This is a genomic window from Caballeronia sp. EK, assembly GCF_014384845.1.
In the GTDB taxonomy this organism is placed as follows: domain Bacteria; phylum Pseudomonadota; class Gammaproteobacteria; order Burkholderiales; family Burkholderiaceae; genus Caballeronia; species Caballeronia jiangsuensis.
This window is the reverse complement of the sequence record NZ_JACSUE010000007.1, coordinates 466,706-482,066: the sequence shown is the minus strand read 5'-3', so window position 1 is coordinate 482,066 and position 15,361 is coordinate 466,706. Positions and strand designations below refer to the sequence as shown.

Below are 15,361 nucleotides of genomic sequence, written 5' to 3'. Positions count from 1 at the left end.
ACCGGCGTTTTCGACGCACAATGAAATAGAAACGCAAACCACGCAGATGGAGACAAGGCAACGTGACGTCGAATCAATCGAATGCCGCCGCCGTGCGCGCGTTCCGCGTGCTCGAAACGCTCGCCGAAGCGAATCGCCCGCTCTCGATGACCGAGCTCGTCGATGCGTTGGGCCTGCCCAAGCAGACTGTGCATCGCATCCTCGTGCAACTGATGGACGCATGGCTCGTCACGCGCGGCGCGAGCGACAAGCTCTACGAATGCTCGGCGCGCGTGCGCACGCTCGCCATCAATGTGCTGATGCACGCCGGCCCCGCTGCGGCGCGTCATGCGCTCCTGGAACAGCTCGTCGCACGCGTCGGTGAAACCTGCAATCTGACGATGCTTGCGGGTAACGACGTCGTCTATGTCGATCGCGTGGAAACCGGCTGGCCGTTGCGCATGCACTTGCAGCCGGGCTCGCATGTGCCGCTGCATTGCTCGGCAAGCGGCAAGCTGCTGCTGAGTTTTCTGCCGAAGGAACGGCGCGAGCGCATGATCGAGCGCCTGCCGCTACGCTCGTATTCGGAGCGCACGATCACCGATCGCGATGCGTTGCGGCGCGAACTCGCATTGACGCGCCGCCGCATGCTCGCCATCAACAATCAGGAGCATTTGCAGGGACTCGTTGCGATAGCGGTGCCGGTGATGCTCGATCGCAATCGCGCGTGCGCCGCGATCGCCATTCAGGCGCCTGTGGGACGCGTCGCGCTCGATCAACTGCTCGCCTTCGAACCCGATCTGCGCCGCGCGGCCGAAGAAACCGCCAGGACATTCAGGGAATAAAAAGCCGGTTTGCAATGCAGCAAACCGGCCGCCGTCTCAGTGCTTATCGTTCGACGGTTTGCAGATGCCGCGTCGAATGCGCATCGTCTTCGATCTCGGTTTCCTTGCGGCCGCGCTTGAACACCATATACGCGACGATCAGAATGCCCAGGCTCGCGACGCCCAGCCACAACGGCTTGCGCTGATCGGGGATGAAGGCCATTGCGACGAGAATCGCGGTCATCCCGAAGATCGCGAGCCACGTGAGATAGGGAAATCCCCACATGCGCACGCGCAGGTCGTTCGCCTCGAAGCTCGTCATACGGGCGCGCAGACGAAGTTGCGAGAACGCGATCAGCAGGTACACGAAGATCGCCACCGTGCCGTACGAATTGACGAGGAACGCGAACACCGTATCCGGCGAGATATACGACATCACCACCGACACGTAGCCGAACACCGTGCCGAGCAGGATCGCGCGTACCGGCACGCCGCGCTTGTTCACCTTCGCGAGGCCGAGCGGCGCATCGCCGTGACGTGTCAACGCGAACAGCATCCGCGACGCGGCGTACAGGCCCGAGTTGAGCGCGGACAATACGGCGGTGAGGACGATCGCGTTCATCACGTTGGCCGCGGCGGGCATGCCCATTACTTCGAGCGCGCTCACGTAGGGCGTCGCCATCTGATGCGAATTCCACGGCACCAGCGCGACGACGAGCGCCACCGATCCGACATAGAACACGAGCACGCGCGTGATGACCGAATTGGTCGCCTTCGCAACGGCCTTCGCGGGCTCCTTCGCTTCGGCCGCCGCGATCGTGACGATCTCCGCGCCGAAATAGAAGCCTGTCGCGGCGACCGCGCCCGTCATCACCGGACCGATGCCCTTGGGCATGAACCCGCCGTGACCGAGGAAGGTCGTGGCGACGTCGGTCGTGTGCATCGCGGCGGGCCAGAAACCGCATACGTACAAGCCGCCGAGGAACAGGAACACGATGATCGCGCCGACCTTGATCGACGAGAACCAGAACTCGAACTCGCCGTAACTGCCCACTGAAATGAGGTTGGTCAGCGTGAGCACGACCAGCAGCACGAGGCTGATGATCCACGCAGGCACATCGGGTATCCAGAACTGAACGAGCTTCGCGCCCGCGACCGCCTCCAGCGCGATCACGATGACCCAGAAGTACCAGTACATCCAGCCCGTCAGAAAGCCGGCGAGGCGGCCCGGCCCGCGCTGCGTCCTGAAGGCGAGGCGCGCATATTCGTAGAACGAGCCGACGGTGGGCATCGCGCAGGCCATCTCGCCGAGCATGCGCATGACGAGAACCACGAGGCCGCCCGTGATGAGAAAGGAGAGAATCGCGGCGGGCCCGGCCTGCTGGATCACCACACCGCTACCGACGAAAAGTCCGGCGCCTATGACGCCGCCCAGCGCGATCATCGTCATGTGGCGCTGCTTGAGGCCACACTTGAGATCGCCTTGATCCGTGTTCGATTGCATGTCGTCTCCTGCTTTGCTTGTATCGATTCGAGGCTCGCTCGCCGGTTCATTGCCAGCGAGTCGAGTCATTCATTCAGTCATGCGATGCCGGTCTCCTTCATTCTTCAAAGCGCCGGGCGGTCCTTGCGATACGCGTTCTTCACGGCGATCCTGCCGTCGCTGAAGGTGAAGACATCCACCATGCGGGCCTCGACGCGCGAGCCGTCCGCTTTCGTGCCGCGAAACGTCGATTCCGATACGCCGCGCTCGCCGCTCACGAAATGCTCGCCCTCTTTCCACGATGCGTCGGGGAAGGTTTCCCAAGCGAGCGCGAAGCCCTTGCGGACCTCGTCGCGGCCCTTGAAGGTGCGTCCGAGCGCATCGGGTCCGGCCACGCCGTGAAAGACGCATTCTTCAGCCATGCAATTCATCAATGCATCGATGTCGTGGCGATTCCACGCATCGTTGAATGTCTCCAGCAGCCGAATGTAATCCTGATTCGTTTGAGTGCTCATGTCGATATTTTCAGTGCGTTGCGAAAGGGTTCGGCGGGATTCAGCACTTCTCGTCCTGCGCCAGATACTTGTGATAAAGGAATCGTTGACCGACGCGGCGGAACGGCGCGAAGCCTTTCCATCGCACCATGCCCATCACGTTCGGATATTCGAGCGCGGAGTCGTAGATCGGCAGATCGTCGCGGCTGTGCTGCCATTTGCCCGCGACGCGCTCGGCCATGCGCCGCCCCGCATGCGCGGAGAACGACACGCCGTTGCCGCCGTATCCGACCGCATAAAAGATGCTTTCCTGCGGATCGGGCTGCGCGACGCGCGGCATCATGTCGTGACTCACATCGACCCAGCCCCACCACGAATAATCGATGCGAATGCCCTTCAACGAAGGGAACTTGCGATGCAGGCCTTCGATGAGCACATTCATGTGCCGCGGGTTCGCGGCATCCGCGCCCGTGATCGCGCTGCGGCTGCCGATCTGCACGCGATTGTCCGGCAGCAGGCGATAGTAAAAGCGCAGCGTGCGCGTATCGGTGATGACCTCATGCGTGCGGAAGTTGGTCGATGCGATTTCTTCCTGCGTGAGCGGCCGCGTGACGAGCGAGTTCGAAAGAATCGGCATGATTTTCGCGGACAGCGTGCGATGCATGTCGTTGCGCGTGTAGCCGCCGGTCGCGAACGCAACCGCTTTCGCGCGAATCACGCCGCGCGGCGTGCGCACGTGATGCACGCCGCGAATCGTCTCTACGTCGACCACGGGCGTGCTCGTATGCACCTTCACGCCGAGCGAGCGCGCCATGCGCATATAACCGAAAGCGAGCTTGAGCGGATGCACGCCAATGCCATCGGGTTCGTGCAGCGCACCACAATTTTCGCGGTCATCGACATACGATTGCGCGACTTCCTTCGCGCTCAACATGCGCGCGTCGTAGCCAAAGACATCGCGCATCACCTTGCATTCGTTCGTCAGAAAATCCATTTTTCGCGCACGATGCGCGATATACAGATGCCCGCCCGGCTGCGGATCGCACGCGAATTCGCCGATCAGTTTCTTGAAGGTGTCGAAGCCTTCGCGGATTTCCGCGTCGAGCCTGAGCGCCGTCTGCTTGCCCCATCGCTCGATCCATTGCGAGCGATAGAGACGGCCGCTCGCGTTCTGCCCCTGCCCGCCGTTGCGGCTCGTGCAGCCCCACGCGGTGCGGTTGGCATCGACGACGGTAGCGCGGATGCCATGCTCCCGCGCCAGAAAGAGCGCGGTGGAAAGGCCGGTGAATCCCGCGCCGACGATCAGCACATCGACGTCGGCATCGCCGGGCAAGGGTCCGTCGTCTTCTGGCGGCTCGCCGGCGGTCGCGACCCAGTAGGTCGGCGCATAGTCCATCGCCTGACGGCCGATCGGCGAGACGAGCGGGTCGTAGAGCGGATCGTATGGGGCGCACGCGCCTCGAAGGGCCGGCGCAACGTAATCGAGAGTAGCCACCGATAACTCCTTGGAAAGTACCCTCATACTGCACCGAACTTCACGCCCCGCTTAGAGCCACGCCGGAATCATCGTTAGTGCCAGGACGCTCCCTGCATGGGCCGATGCTCGCGGCGCTGGCCCCAGCGATTGGTCCTTTCTGGTACTACGACCGTCCAATTTTGTCTGGTCATACTGGGCCGAATCCTCTTTCTCTCGCGCATTGAAGGCCTCGCGCGGGCCAATGATCATACGGAGTGGTCCATGCTCAAGTTCCTGATCGGAATCGGTTTGCCGTTTGTCGGGGTCATCGGCTTGTTGCCGTGGGCTGCGTCGAACGATTTCTACGTGCTCGGCGTTCCGTTTATTTATGCGTGGATTTTCGGCTGGTTCGTGCTGACGTCGGTGTGTCTCCAGCTTTGCTGGGTTTTGTTCGACAAAAAACGGAACAGCGCGAAGCGCACGGCGCATAAGGAGACATCGGCATGGCTTCCACGGTATTTCTTGGCTTCATCGCGCTGTCGTTGTGGCTCGCGCTGCGTGCAGGCAAGGGGCGCGGCTCGCAGAGCGTGCACGACTTCTTTGTCGCGTCGCGTCAGTTCGGCGCGTGGCTCGTGTTCTTTCTCGCGGCGGGCGAGATCTACAGCATCGGTACGATGGTCGGCTTTCCAGGCGGCATCTATGCGAAGGGCCCGACGTATGGCGTCTGGTTTCTCGGCTATATCCTGCTTGCCTATCCGATCGGCTATTTCGTCGGACCGAAAATCTGGGAAGCGGGCAAGCGCTATAACGCGATCACGCTGCCCGATCTGTTCAAGGGGCATTTCGGAAGCCGCGCACTCGAACTGATCGTTGCGATTTCCGCGCTGATCTTTCTGCTGCCGTGGGGCCAGTTGCAGTTCACCGGACTCGTCGCCGCGCTCAAGGGTCTCGGCTGGAACCTGAATCCGGTGCTGCTCATCATGATCTCCGCGCTGCTCGCGTTCGCGTATATCGCGATCGCAGGCGTGCGGGCATCGGCGTATATCGCCATTCTGAAGGACATCCTGATGGTCGCGGCGATCGTCATCACAGGCATTGCGGTTGCGTGGGAGGCGGGCGTCGAACCGGTGTTCAGGGCCGCGAGCCAGCACGTATCGAACGCGATGTCCGCGCATCAACTCACGTTCTCGATGAGCACGATGCTGTTCCAGTCGCTCGGCTTCTACGTGATGCCGTTTGCGATCCAGAACTTCTTCACCGCGAAAAGCGCGAACACGATTCGCCGCTCGCAAGTGGTGATGCCGCTCTACATGCTGATGTACCCGTTCCTCGTGGTCGCGTCGTACTACGCAATCGCGCAGAACGTGCCGCTCGCCTCGCCCAACGAGGCGTTCTTCACCGCTGTCGTGCATCTGTTGCCACCGTGGCTCGTGGGCCTGGTCGCGGCGGGCGCGTCGCTGTCGGGCCTGCTCGTGCTCGCGGGCATCTGTCTCGCGATCGGGCCTGTGGTCACGCGCAATCTGCTGCCGAACATGCCGGAGACACGTCAGAAGGCCAGCGCCAAAGTGGTGATCGGCGTTTATCTGCTGCTTTCCATCGGCATGACGCTCGCGACGCCGAACCTCATGCTCACGCTCATCAACATGACGTATTACGGCGTCACGCAGTATTTCCCCGGCGTGATCGCGATCGTGCTCGGGCTGCGCGTGGGTGCGCGCGCGATCGCATCGGGGCTGCTCGTGGGCCAGTTGCTTGCGGTCGTCCTGTATGTGTTCCATGTCGATATCGCCGGAATCAATATCGGCCTCATCTGTCTCGCGGTGAATGTGCTCGTCGTGTTTCTCGCCAATCCGAGCGCGGGACGCAAGCATGTTCACGCTGACCTGATCCACTCGAACGACTCATGAATCGAACCGACGACAACGCAGTAAAAGTGCTTGTGGCACGCAAGATTCTGACGATGAATCCGCGTCAGCCCGTCGCGACGCACGTGGCGATTCGCGACGGCAAGATCCTCTCGGTCGGCACGCGCGACGACATGCGCCAATGGACCGATGCCGAACCGGACACGAGCTTCAGCGACAAGGTGCTGATGCCCGGTCTCGTAGAAGGCCATTCGCATCTGATGGAAGGCGCGATGTGGAGCGCGGTCTATGTCGGCTATTACGAGCGGCGCGGACCCGATGGCACGCGCTGGCCCGGCCTGCAATCGCTCGATGCGGTGATCGCGCGATTGCGGGAAGCCGAGCGTCAACTCGATGATGCCGATGCGCCGCTGCTTGCATGGGGCTTCGATCCGATCTTCTTCGGCAGCGAGCGTCTGACGGTGAAGCAGCTCGAACGCGTATCGGCGACGCGTCCCATCGCGATCCTGCATGCGAGCGTGCATCTGATGAACGTGAATTCGCCGATGCTCGAACTCGCCGGCATCGATGAAGACACCGACGTCGACGGCATCGTGAAAGACGAGAGCGGCCAGCTCACGGGCGAATTGCAGGAGTTCGCGGCGATGTTCCCGGTGTATCGCGTGATCGGTGCGAAGCTGTCGCTGTCGGCCAGCGACAACCCCGACGCGATCCGCGCTTTCGGCAAGGTCGCGCAACTCGCCGGCGTGACGACGGCCACCGACCTGCTCAACGATCTGTCCGACAAGGGCATGCGCAATCTCGTCGAAGTTACGCGCGACGCGCGCTTTCCGATTCGTCTCGTGCCCGCATTCGGGCCGCAACGCAACCCCGAAGGCGGACCCGATCGCGTGCTGGAAGCCGTGAAGCTCAACTCGGACAAGCTGCGTTTCGGGCCGGTGAAATTCATCGTCGATGGCTCGATCCAGGGCTTTACCGCACGCCTGCGCTGGCCCGGTTACGTGAACGGACGGCCCAACGGTTTATGGCTGATTCCGCCGGAGCAGTTTGTCGAAACGTTCCTGCCGTTCCATCTGGCAGGCTTGCAACTGCACATCCACACGAATGGCGATGAAGCCACCGAACTCGTGCTGGATGCAATCGAAACGATCCTGAACCGGCATCCGCGATCGGATCATCGGCACACGTTGCAGCATTGTCAGATGGCCGACAGAAGACAACTCGAACGCGCCGCACGGCTCGGCATGTGCGTGAACTTCTTCTCGAATCACATCTACTATTGGGGCGACGCGCACTACACGCAAACGATGGGCGCCGACCGCGCAAACCGCATGGACGCGGCAGGCACGGCGAGCGAACTCGGCATCACGTTCGGTCTGCATTCGGATGCGCCGATCACGCAGCTCAATCCGCTTTTCACCGCGTGGTGCGCCGTGCAACGTCAGACCGCATCCGGGCGCGTGCTGGGCGAAGCGGAGCGGCTGAGCGTCGCCGATGCGCTGCGCGCGATCACGCTCGGTGCGGCCTTCACGATCGGCATGGACGACGTCATCGGCAGCATCGAGATCGGCAAGTTCGCGGATTTCGCCGTGCTCGATGAAGACCCGAGCGAGGTGCCGTCGGAGCGCCTGGGCCAACTGCGCGTGTGGGGCACCATTCTCAGCGGCCGCGCACATCAGGCGCCTGCATGATGACGCCGATTCCTCTTGCCGTCATCGGCGGCTATCTCGGCGCGGGCAAGACCACGATGATCAACGCGCTGCTGACCAACACCGATGGCCGGCGCATCACCGTGCTCGTCAACGACTTCGGTTCGGTCAATATCGATGCGGCGCTGATCCGCGAGCGTAGCGACGATGTGATCGGGCTGGAGAACGGCTGCGTGTGCTGCTCGATCGGCGGCAAGCTGATGGAGACGCTGATCGATATCAGCGCGCGTGAGTTGCGGCCCGATCTGCTCGTGATCGAAGCGAGCGGCGTGTCGGACCCGGTACGCATCGCGCAGGTCGGCATGCTCGATCGCGCGTTCCGGCTTCAGGGCATCGTGGTCGCGGTGGATGCGGAGCGCATCGAAGAGACGCTCGCCGATGCGTATATCGGCGATATCGCGCGGCGGCAGATCGAAGGCGCGAGTTCCATTGTGCTGACGAAGACCGATCTGACTTCCGCCGACGATGTATCTGCCGTGCGTGCGCGTTTGATGGAGATCGCGCATACGCGCATCGTGTTCGAAGCCGATCGCGGCAAGGTGCCGAATACGCTTTTCTTCAGCGATGAACCGTCCTTGCGCGAACGCATCGCACCGCGTGCATTCACGTCATCGAACCACCTTCCCGCCGATCTGCGCAGCGTCACGTTTCGCTCGGATGAGCGCTTTGACCGCCGGCAACTCAAGGCCGCATGCGCGTCGTTCAGCGATCGGCTCTTGCGCGCTAAAGGCTTTGTGCGCCTTCAGGATGGCACCTGTGCGGAGATTCATGTCGTCGGCAAGCGCTGGCATATCACGCGATGCGTTGATGTCGAAGAGACTCGTATCGTGTTTATCGGTCTTTTCGCATCCGACGACATTCATCGCGCGCTAAGTGTGGTGTCTGCGCCGCGTACCGAGCCATGCAGCGAGCTTCGCGAATAAGGTCATATCCGGTGCGACGGACAGATCGACCGCAAAGTGATGCCGATAATACGGGCTGAGATCGAGCCCGACGCCGAGCCCGAGCACTTCAACGGTGCGCGCCGTCTCGTACTGCGCGACGACTTCGCGCAAATGCTGATCGAGATAGTTCGGATCGTTAGCCTGCGCGGTTGCGCTGTCCATCGGGCTGCCATCCGATATCACGACGACGATGCGCCGCGCTTCGCCACGCGCGACAAGCCGCGAACACGCCCACTCCACCGCTTCCCCGTCGATGCCCTCGCGAAAGAGATCGGCCTTGAACAGCGCCGCGATGTCGCCGCGTGCAGCACGCCAGCTCGCATCGCCTTCCTTGAAGATCATGGTGCACGCTTCGTTGAGCCGGCCCGGATGCTTCGGCCGGCCCTTCGTGAGCCAGTCGAGCTTCGCGCGGCCGCCGTTCCATGCGCCGGTCGTGAAGCCGAGCACTTCGGTCGCGACGCCCGCCATGCCGAGCGCGCGCACGAGCACGTCGATCATCACCGCGACAGGCTCGATGCTCGCCTTCATCGAGCCCGAGCAATCGATCAGAAAACTCACCGCGCAATCCGCGTGCGGACGTTCGCGCTCGCGCCTGAAGACGCGCCGCTCATTCGGCGATGCCACCACTTGCGCAAGCCGACGCCCATCGATGCGCCCTTCTTCTTCGCCGAACGACCAGCCGTCGCGACGCGGCACGGTGAGCGCCGCTTGCAACATGCGCGCGAGACGCGGCACGTTGATATGCCGCGCGGCGATCAGATCGTCGAGACGTTCGCGATATTCACGCAGCAACGCGGCGCGAATCAGCGTCGCCGGGCGAATGGTCTTGTCATAGCGCGTGCTGAACACGCGATAGTGCTCGCCCGACGCTTCACGCGCGGTGCTATCGCCACTCGAGGCGAGCACGAGCCGTTCGATGCTGCCTTCTTCATCGTCGATGTCGAACCACGCGCCGAGCATCGTGCGCGCGGCCTCTTGCTTGTCATCGTCGGATGAAGGGTTACTTTCGACGAACGCGTGCTGCACGTCGCGAATCATTTCGCCAATGTTCCGCGCGATGGCGAGCGCATGAACCGCATAAGCGCGTTGACCCGCGCGATGCCGCCGCATGCCCGCAAGCGCATGTCCGAGCGATGGCGCGAGCGCCGCGCGCGTGGCTTCGATGATGCCCTCGGTCGCTTCGAACACAGCGCGCCCGGATAGCCGCGATTCGGCCATCTGCGCGACGGTGTAGATCAACAGGCCGATATCGCTGTCGAGCACGCCTGTCTCATGGCACGCGTGCGACCACGCATCGAATCGATGCCGCACATTGCGCCTCACGCCTTCCATGCCCGCAGGCACGCACGCTTCGCAGCGCAACTGTTCCAGCATGTCGAAGACCATGCGCTCGACCGGCTCATCAGGCGTCATGTCCCGATGCAGCGCGGCGTCCGAATACGCGATGCGCAACGCGGACGCATCGGCGGCGCCGCGTGTCGAATCCAGGTCTTCATCGTCCCTGCTTTCGCCGCGCAAATGCGGCGCATGCAACGGCACCGGCCGCAAGTGACGATACAGCTTGCCGCCGCGATAGTGCAGCGCTTCATCGCCCGTCAAAGCGCGCACGGTGGCCGCGCATAACGCGTCGCGTCGCGCGAGTTCACGCGGCCCGTTCATTTCGCCGACTCGTCGTGCCACTGCGATAGCGTGTTCAGCTCATCGCCGAACGCGCGCTGAAAATATTCCGCGACATTCGGCCGTTCCGCTTCGTCGCACTTGTTCAGGAACGTGAGACGCAGCGCCAGCTTCACGTCGTGGAAAACTTCGCAGTTCTCGGCCCAGTTGATGACAGTGCGCGGCGACATCAACGTCGACAGATCGCCCGCCGCGAAGCCGCGCCGCGTGAGTCCGGCCATGCTCACCATCGAATCGACGAGCGCCCGGCCCGCGTCGTCATCCAGATGCGGCACGCGCGCGAGCACAATACGCGCCTCTTCTTCGCGCGAGAGGTAGTTCAACGTTGCGACCACGTTCCAGCGGTCGATCTGCGCGTGATTCAACATCTGCGTGCCGTGATACATGCCGTTCAGATTGCCGAGGCCGATCGTATTGGTCGTCGCGAACAGGCGAAAAAATCGATGCGGCTGGATCACGCGGTTCTGGTCGAGCAGCGTGAAACTGCCGTCGCGTTCCAGAATGCGCTGGATCACGAACATCACATCGGGGCGGCCGGCGTCGTATTCGTCGAACACGAGGGCCACCGGCCGTTGCAGCGCCCACGGCACGATACCTTCCTGAAACTCGGTGACCTGCACGTCATCACGTACGACGATTGCATCCTTGCCGACGAGATCGAGCCGGCTCACGTGGCCATCCAGATTCACGCGCATGCACGGCCAGTTGAGCCGCGCCGCCACCTGCTCGATATGCGTCGATTTTCCGGTGCCGTGCAAACCTTGCACCATCACGCGCCGGTTGCACGCGAAGCCTGCGAGAATCGCCAGCGTGACCTCGGGATTGAAGCGATACGCTTCGTCGATTTCCGGAACGTGCGGATCGCGCGTGCTGAACGCCGGCACCTGCAAGTCCGTATCGATGCCGAAAAGCGTGCGCACGGACACTTTCCGGTCCGGCTCGTCCAACCATGTGTCGCGCATCATGAGGCTTCGTCTCCCGTGACAGAGGCTCCAGCATATCAATTATATTTTTTCGGAACAATTCATTTCGTTTATTTTTATCCAAACGGCCTATACGGCGCCGATCGGCACCTCATTTAAAATAATGTCGAACGAATTCACATGGAAACCATGCCGATGGACAAGCCCGACACGCCCACGCTGCGCGCCTTCGCGTTGCTGGAATACCTGGTTCAGGCGGGCAGCCCCGTGTCGCTGACGGACATGGCCGACGACATGGGCATGCCGAAGCCTTCGCTGCACCGCATGCTTGCGTCGCTGGAAGCGGGCGGACTCGTGATTCGCGAGCCGGGCGACAAGAACGCCTATGTGGTCGGCCCGCGCCTCGCGCAACTCGGCCTCAATGTGATGACGCACGCCGGCGCGCGACGGCTGCGGCACGCGATCCTCACGCGGCTCGTCTCCGATCTCGGCGAAACCTGCAATCTCACGATGCTGCACGAGAACGAAGTGCTGTATCTCGACCGCGTCGAAGCGCCGTGGCCGCTGCGGCTCGATCTGAAGCCCGGTTCGCACGTGCCCGTCTGGTGCAGCGCGAGCGGCAAGCTGCTACTCGCGCTTCAGCCGCGCGACGAACGCAATGCGCTCGTGCGCGCAATGAAGCTGGAGCGCTACACCGCCAACACGATCACCGACACGGAGATGCTCGAAGCGGAACTCGACCGCATCGCGAAGAAGGGCGTCGCGATCGACAACGAGGAGTTCGTGCAGGGCATCGTGTGCGCGGCGGCGCCCATCGCCGATGCGGGCGGCACATGCATCGCGGCGATCGCGGTTCACGCGCCGGTATCGCGCACGCCGCTGTCGCGGGCGCTGGAAATGGTCCCTCGTCTCAAGGAAGCCGCCGCGGAGCTGGGCAAGACGTTCGGTTGAACAGGCTCTCCAAGCAATAAAAACGCAACCCGGCATTCCGAAAATTGTGGCGCGGTGACGGGACACGCGCGTAAAGTAGCCGTAATTCGAAACCAAACGTTCCGTTTCCGGCCCATGCGCAACGTCACACATCTCGATTCCGCCGAGCATGCCGGCGATGAATCGCGCACGCTCCGTCCGCTCGCCGTGCTGGAACAACTGGCTGCGGCCGGTCACGCTTACACGCTGTCGCAACTAGCGGCGCGCGTGCGCATTCCCAAGGCGACCTTGCTGCGACTGATCGATTCGCTCGAAGCGCAAGGCTATGTCACGCACATGCCCGACTCGCGCGGCACGGACCGCGGCATCGCGCTCGGACCCCGCGCCGCCCAGCTCGCGCTCGCCACGCTCGCCAACAACGCGTTCACGCGCGCCTGCCGTTCGATCCTGCGCTCGCTCGTCGATGCCACGGGCGAAAGCTGCAATCTCACCGCGCTCGATGGCGATACGGTCCTCTATATCGAGCGCGTCGAGACGGCCGAACCGCTGCGCCTGCATATGCAGGCCGGCATGCGGGTGCCGCTGCATTGCACCGCGAGCGGCAAGCTGTTTCTCTCGCAGATGCCGCTCGCCGAGCGTCGCCAGATCCTCGGTCGCCTCACCCTCACGAAGAAAACGCATCGCACGCTGACCGATCGCACGCTGCTCGAAGCCGAGCTCGACCGGCTCGCCGCGCGTGGCATCGGCATCGACAACGAGGAGTTCGTGCTGGGGATGGTGGCCGTGGCGGTGCCCATCACCGATGCCGCGACCGGACGCGTGCTCGCGTGCCTCGCCGCGCACGCCCCGACCGCCCGCGCCAATCTCAACGACCTGCTCCAGGCGGTTCCGCAGTTGCGCGAGACCGCCGTGAAGCTCGCAACGCTCATCGATTCCTCCGATGGACTGACGCTCATGGCGCGCCAGCGCCCCGCAGCGCGCTAGTCCACTCTCCCGCCGAGACGCCCGCCGCGCGGGCCCCGGCGGCGCTTCCCGCTCACCATCGCTAAAAATTCCGAATTTTTTAGAGACAAAACATTCCATTTATTTGAAAAACTGGTTGACGCCGAAATCGGCTCGTCCTACGATGTCTTCACGATACATATTCCGGAACCAAACGTTCCGATTTATTTCACCCGGAGACACTCATGAGCGAGCACGACCAAGCCCGTCCTTCCCAGACCACTCTCGCCGCCACCAGCGCGGCGCCCGCCGGTCCGCAGTCGATGACCCCGTCCGAAGCATTCGTCGAAACGCTCGCCGCCAATGGCGTGACCGAGATGTTCGGCATCATGGGTTCGGCCTTCATGGACGCGATGGACATCTTCGCGCCCGCCGGCATCCGCCTGATTCCGGTCGTGCATGAACAGGGCGCGGGCCACATGGCCGACGGCTATTCGCGCGTGTCGGGCCGTCACGGCGTCGTGATCGGTCAGAACGGCCCGGGCATCAGCAATTGCGTGACGGCGATCGCGGCGGCGTACTGGGCGCACAGCCCGGTCGTGATCGTCACGCCGGAAGCGGGCACGATGGGCATCGGCCTCGGCGGCTTCCAGGAAGCGAAGCAATTGCCGATGTTCCAGGAATTCACGAAGTATCAGGGCCACGTGACGCACCCGGCGCGCATGGCCGAGTTCACGGCACGCTGCTTCGACCGCGCGATGTCGGAGATGGGCCCGACGCAACTCAACATTCCGCGCGACTACTTCTACGGCCAGGTCAAGGTCGAGATTCCGAAGCCGCAGCGTCTCGATCGCGGCCCCGGCGGCGATCAGAGCCTGAACGAAGCCGCCGATCTGCTCGCCGAAGCGAAATTCCCCGTCATCATCTCGGGCGGCGGCGTGGTGATGTCCGATGCCATCGAGGAATGCAAGGCGCTCGCCGAGCGTCTCGGCGCGCCGGTGGTCAACAGCTATCTGCACAACGACTCGTTCCCGGCGAATCATCCGCTGTGGTGCGGCCCGCTCGGTTACCAAGGCTCGAAGGCCGCGATGAAGCTGCTCTCTCAAGCCGATGTCGTGATCGCGCTCGGCTCGCGGCTCGGACCGTTCGGCACGCTGCCGCAGCACGGCCTCGACTATTGGCCGAAGGAAGCGAAGGTCATCCAGATCGACGCGGACCACAAGATGCTCGGCCTCGTGAAGAAGATTTCCGTCGGTATTTGCGGCGATGCGAAGGCGACGGCCATCGCGCTCACGCAGCGGCTCGCCGATCGCAAGCTCGATTGCGATGCGACGAAGGACGCCCGCGCGAAGACCATCGCCACGGAAAAGGCAGCATGGGAGAAGGAACTCGACGATTGGACGCACGAGCGCGATCCGTACAGCCTCGACATGATCGAAGAGCAGAAGAACGAGAAGCCCTTCAGCGGCGGCCAGTATCTGCATCCGCGTCAGGTGTTGCGCGAGCTCGAAAAGGCGATGCCGGAAGACGTGATGGTGTCGACCGACATCGGCAACATCAACTCGGTCGCCAACAGCTATCTGCGCTTCAACAAGCCGCGCAGCTTCTTCGCGGCGATGAGCTGGGGCAACTGCGGCTACGCGTTCCCGACGATCATCGGCGCAAAGGTTGCGGCACCGCATCGTCCGGCCGTCTCGTATGCAGGCGATGGCGCCTGGGGCATGAGCCTGATGGAAACCATGACCTGCGTGCGCCATAACATTCCGGTGACGGCTGTCGTGTTCCATAACCGTCAGTGGGGCGCGGAGAAGAAGAATCAGGTGGACTTCTACAATCGCCGCTTCGTTGCGGGCGAGCTCGACAACCAGAGCTTCGCCGAGATCGCGAAGGCGATGGGCGCGGAAGGCATCGTCGTCGACAAGCTGGAGGATGTCGGGCCTGCGCTGAAGAAGGCCATCGATCTGCAGATGAATCACGGCAAGACGACGATCATCGAGATCATGTGCACGCGCGAACTCGGCGATCCGTTCCGCCGCGACGCACTCTCGAAGCCGGTGCGCACGCTCGACAAGTACAAGGACTACGTCTAAGTCCTGCGCCACGCCGCTCCGCGCCCGGAGCGGCGTTTTCTTAAC

Annotated in this window: 12 protein-coding genes and 1 pseudogene; 8 read left to right on the top strand and 5 right to left on the bottom strand. The window is 62.8% G+C overall.

Going from position 1 to position 15,361, the window contains the following annotated elements; all coding sequences use genetic code 11:
- Positions 1–62: 62 nt before the first annotated feature.
- Positions 63–824, top strand: a complete 762-nt coding sequence (locus IAG25_RS23585; protein ID WP_187606990.1) for an IclR family transcriptional regulator — start codon at positions 63–65, stop codon at positions 822–824.
- Between the two features lie 43 nt (positions 825–867).
- Here IAG25_RS23585 and IAG25_RS23580 read toward each other — a convergent pair whose 3' ends face one another.
- The 3 genes from IAG25_RS23580 to IAG25_RS23570 form a co-directional block, all read right to left on the bottom strand.
- Complete coding sequence (locus IAG25_RS23580; protein WP_035500237.1) at positions 868–2,307, bottom strand: amino acid permease; 1,440 nt, start codon at positions 2,305–2,307, stop codon at positions 868–870.
- A gap of 104 nt (positions 2,308–2,411) precedes the next feature.
- A complete protein-coding gene (locus IAG25_RS23575) occupies positions 2,412–2,801 on the bottom strand; it encodes a nuclear transport factor 2 family protein (protein WP_035500240.1) in 390 nt (129 codons plus the stop codon).
- A gap of 40 nt (positions 2,802–2,841) precedes the next feature.
- The gene (locus IAG25_RS23570) at positions 2,842–4,275 is read right to left on the bottom strand and encodes an NAD(P)/FAD-dependent oxidoreductase (RefSeq protein ID WP_187606989.1); all 1,434 of its coding nucleotides are present in this window, start codon (positions 4,273–4,275) and stop codon (positions 2,842–2,844) included.
- Positions 4,276–4,518: 243 nt separating this feature from the next.
- On the opposite strand from IAG25_RS23570, the pseudogene IAG25_RS23565 reads away from it, so the two are divergent.
- From IAG25_RS23565 to IAG25_RS23550, 4 genes and pseudogenes are all read left to right on the top strand, one after another.
- Positions 4,519–4,710, top strand: a pseudogene (locus IAG25_RS23565) (DUF3311 domain-containing protein); the annotation flags it as partial.
- A gap of 29 nt (positions 4,711–4,739) precedes the next feature.
- A complete protein-coding gene (locus tag IAG25_RS23560; RefSeq protein ID WP_187606988.1) occupies positions 4,740–6,143 on the top strand; it encodes a sodium:solute symporter family protein in 1,404 nt (467 codons plus the stop codon).
- Complete coding sequence (locus IAG25_RS23555) at positions 6,140–7,792, top strand: amidohydrolase (RefSeq protein WP_187606987.1); 1,653 nt, start codon at positions 6,140–6,142, stop codon at positions 7,790–7,792. Before IAG25_RS23560 ends, IAG25_RS23555 begins: the two co-directional genes overlap by 4 nt.
- The gene (locus IAG25_RS23550; protein WP_255503875.1) at positions 7,789–8,733 is read left to right on the top strand and encodes a CobW family GTP-binding protein; all 945 of its coding nucleotides are present in this window, start codon (positions 7,789–7,791) and stop codon (positions 8,731–8,733) included. The genes IAG25_RS23555 and IAG25_RS23550 overlap by 4 nt, the downstream gene beginning before the upstream one ends.
- On the opposite strand, the gene IAG25_RS23545 is transcribed toward IAG25_RS23550, so the two are convergent.
- The gene (locus tag IAG25_RS23545; protein ID WP_187606986.1) at positions 8,680–10,413 is read right to left on the bottom strand and encodes a cobaltochelatase CobT-related protein; all 1,734 of its coding nucleotides are present in this window, start codon (positions 10,411–10,413) and stop codon (positions 8,680–8,682) included. The two genes, IAG25_RS23550 and IAG25_RS23545, sit on opposite strands and share 54 nt — an antisense overlap.
- Entirely contained in the window at positions 10,410–11,396 is a 987-nt protein-coding gene (locus IAG25_RS23540) for an AAA family ATPase (protein ID WP_187606985.1), read from the bottom strand. The genes IAG25_RS23545 and IAG25_RS23540 overlap by 4 nt, the downstream gene beginning before the upstream one ends.
- Before the next feature lie 153 nt (positions 11,397–11,549).
- Here IAG25_RS23540 and IAG25_RS23535 point away from each other — a divergent pair, with 153 nt between their 5' ends.
- The 3 genes from IAG25_RS23535 to xsc all read left to right on the top strand — a co-directional run bounded on the left by IAG25_RS23535 (position 11,550) and on the right by xsc (position 15,316).
- On the top strand, positions 11,550–12,305 hold the full coding sequence (locus IAG25_RS23535; RefSeq protein ID WP_187607137.1) for an IclR family transcriptional regulator: 756 nt from the start codon (positions 11,550–11,552) through the stop codon (positions 12,303–12,305).
- A gap of 114 nt (positions 12,306–12,419) precedes the next feature.
- Positions 12,420–13,268, top strand: coding sequence for an IclR family transcriptional regulator (locus IAG25_RS23530; protein ID WP_187606984.1), 849 nt, complete (start codon positions 12,420–12,422; stop codon positions 13,266–13,268).
- 281 nt (positions 13,269–13,549) lie between these two features.
- Positions 13,550–15,316, top strand: a complete 1,767-nt coding sequence (xsc, locus tag IAG25_RS23525) for a sulfoacetaldehyde acetyltransferase (protein WP_051626776.1) — start codon at positions 13,550–13,552, stop codon at positions 15,314–15,316.
- Positions 15,317–15,361: the final 45 nt, after the last annotated feature.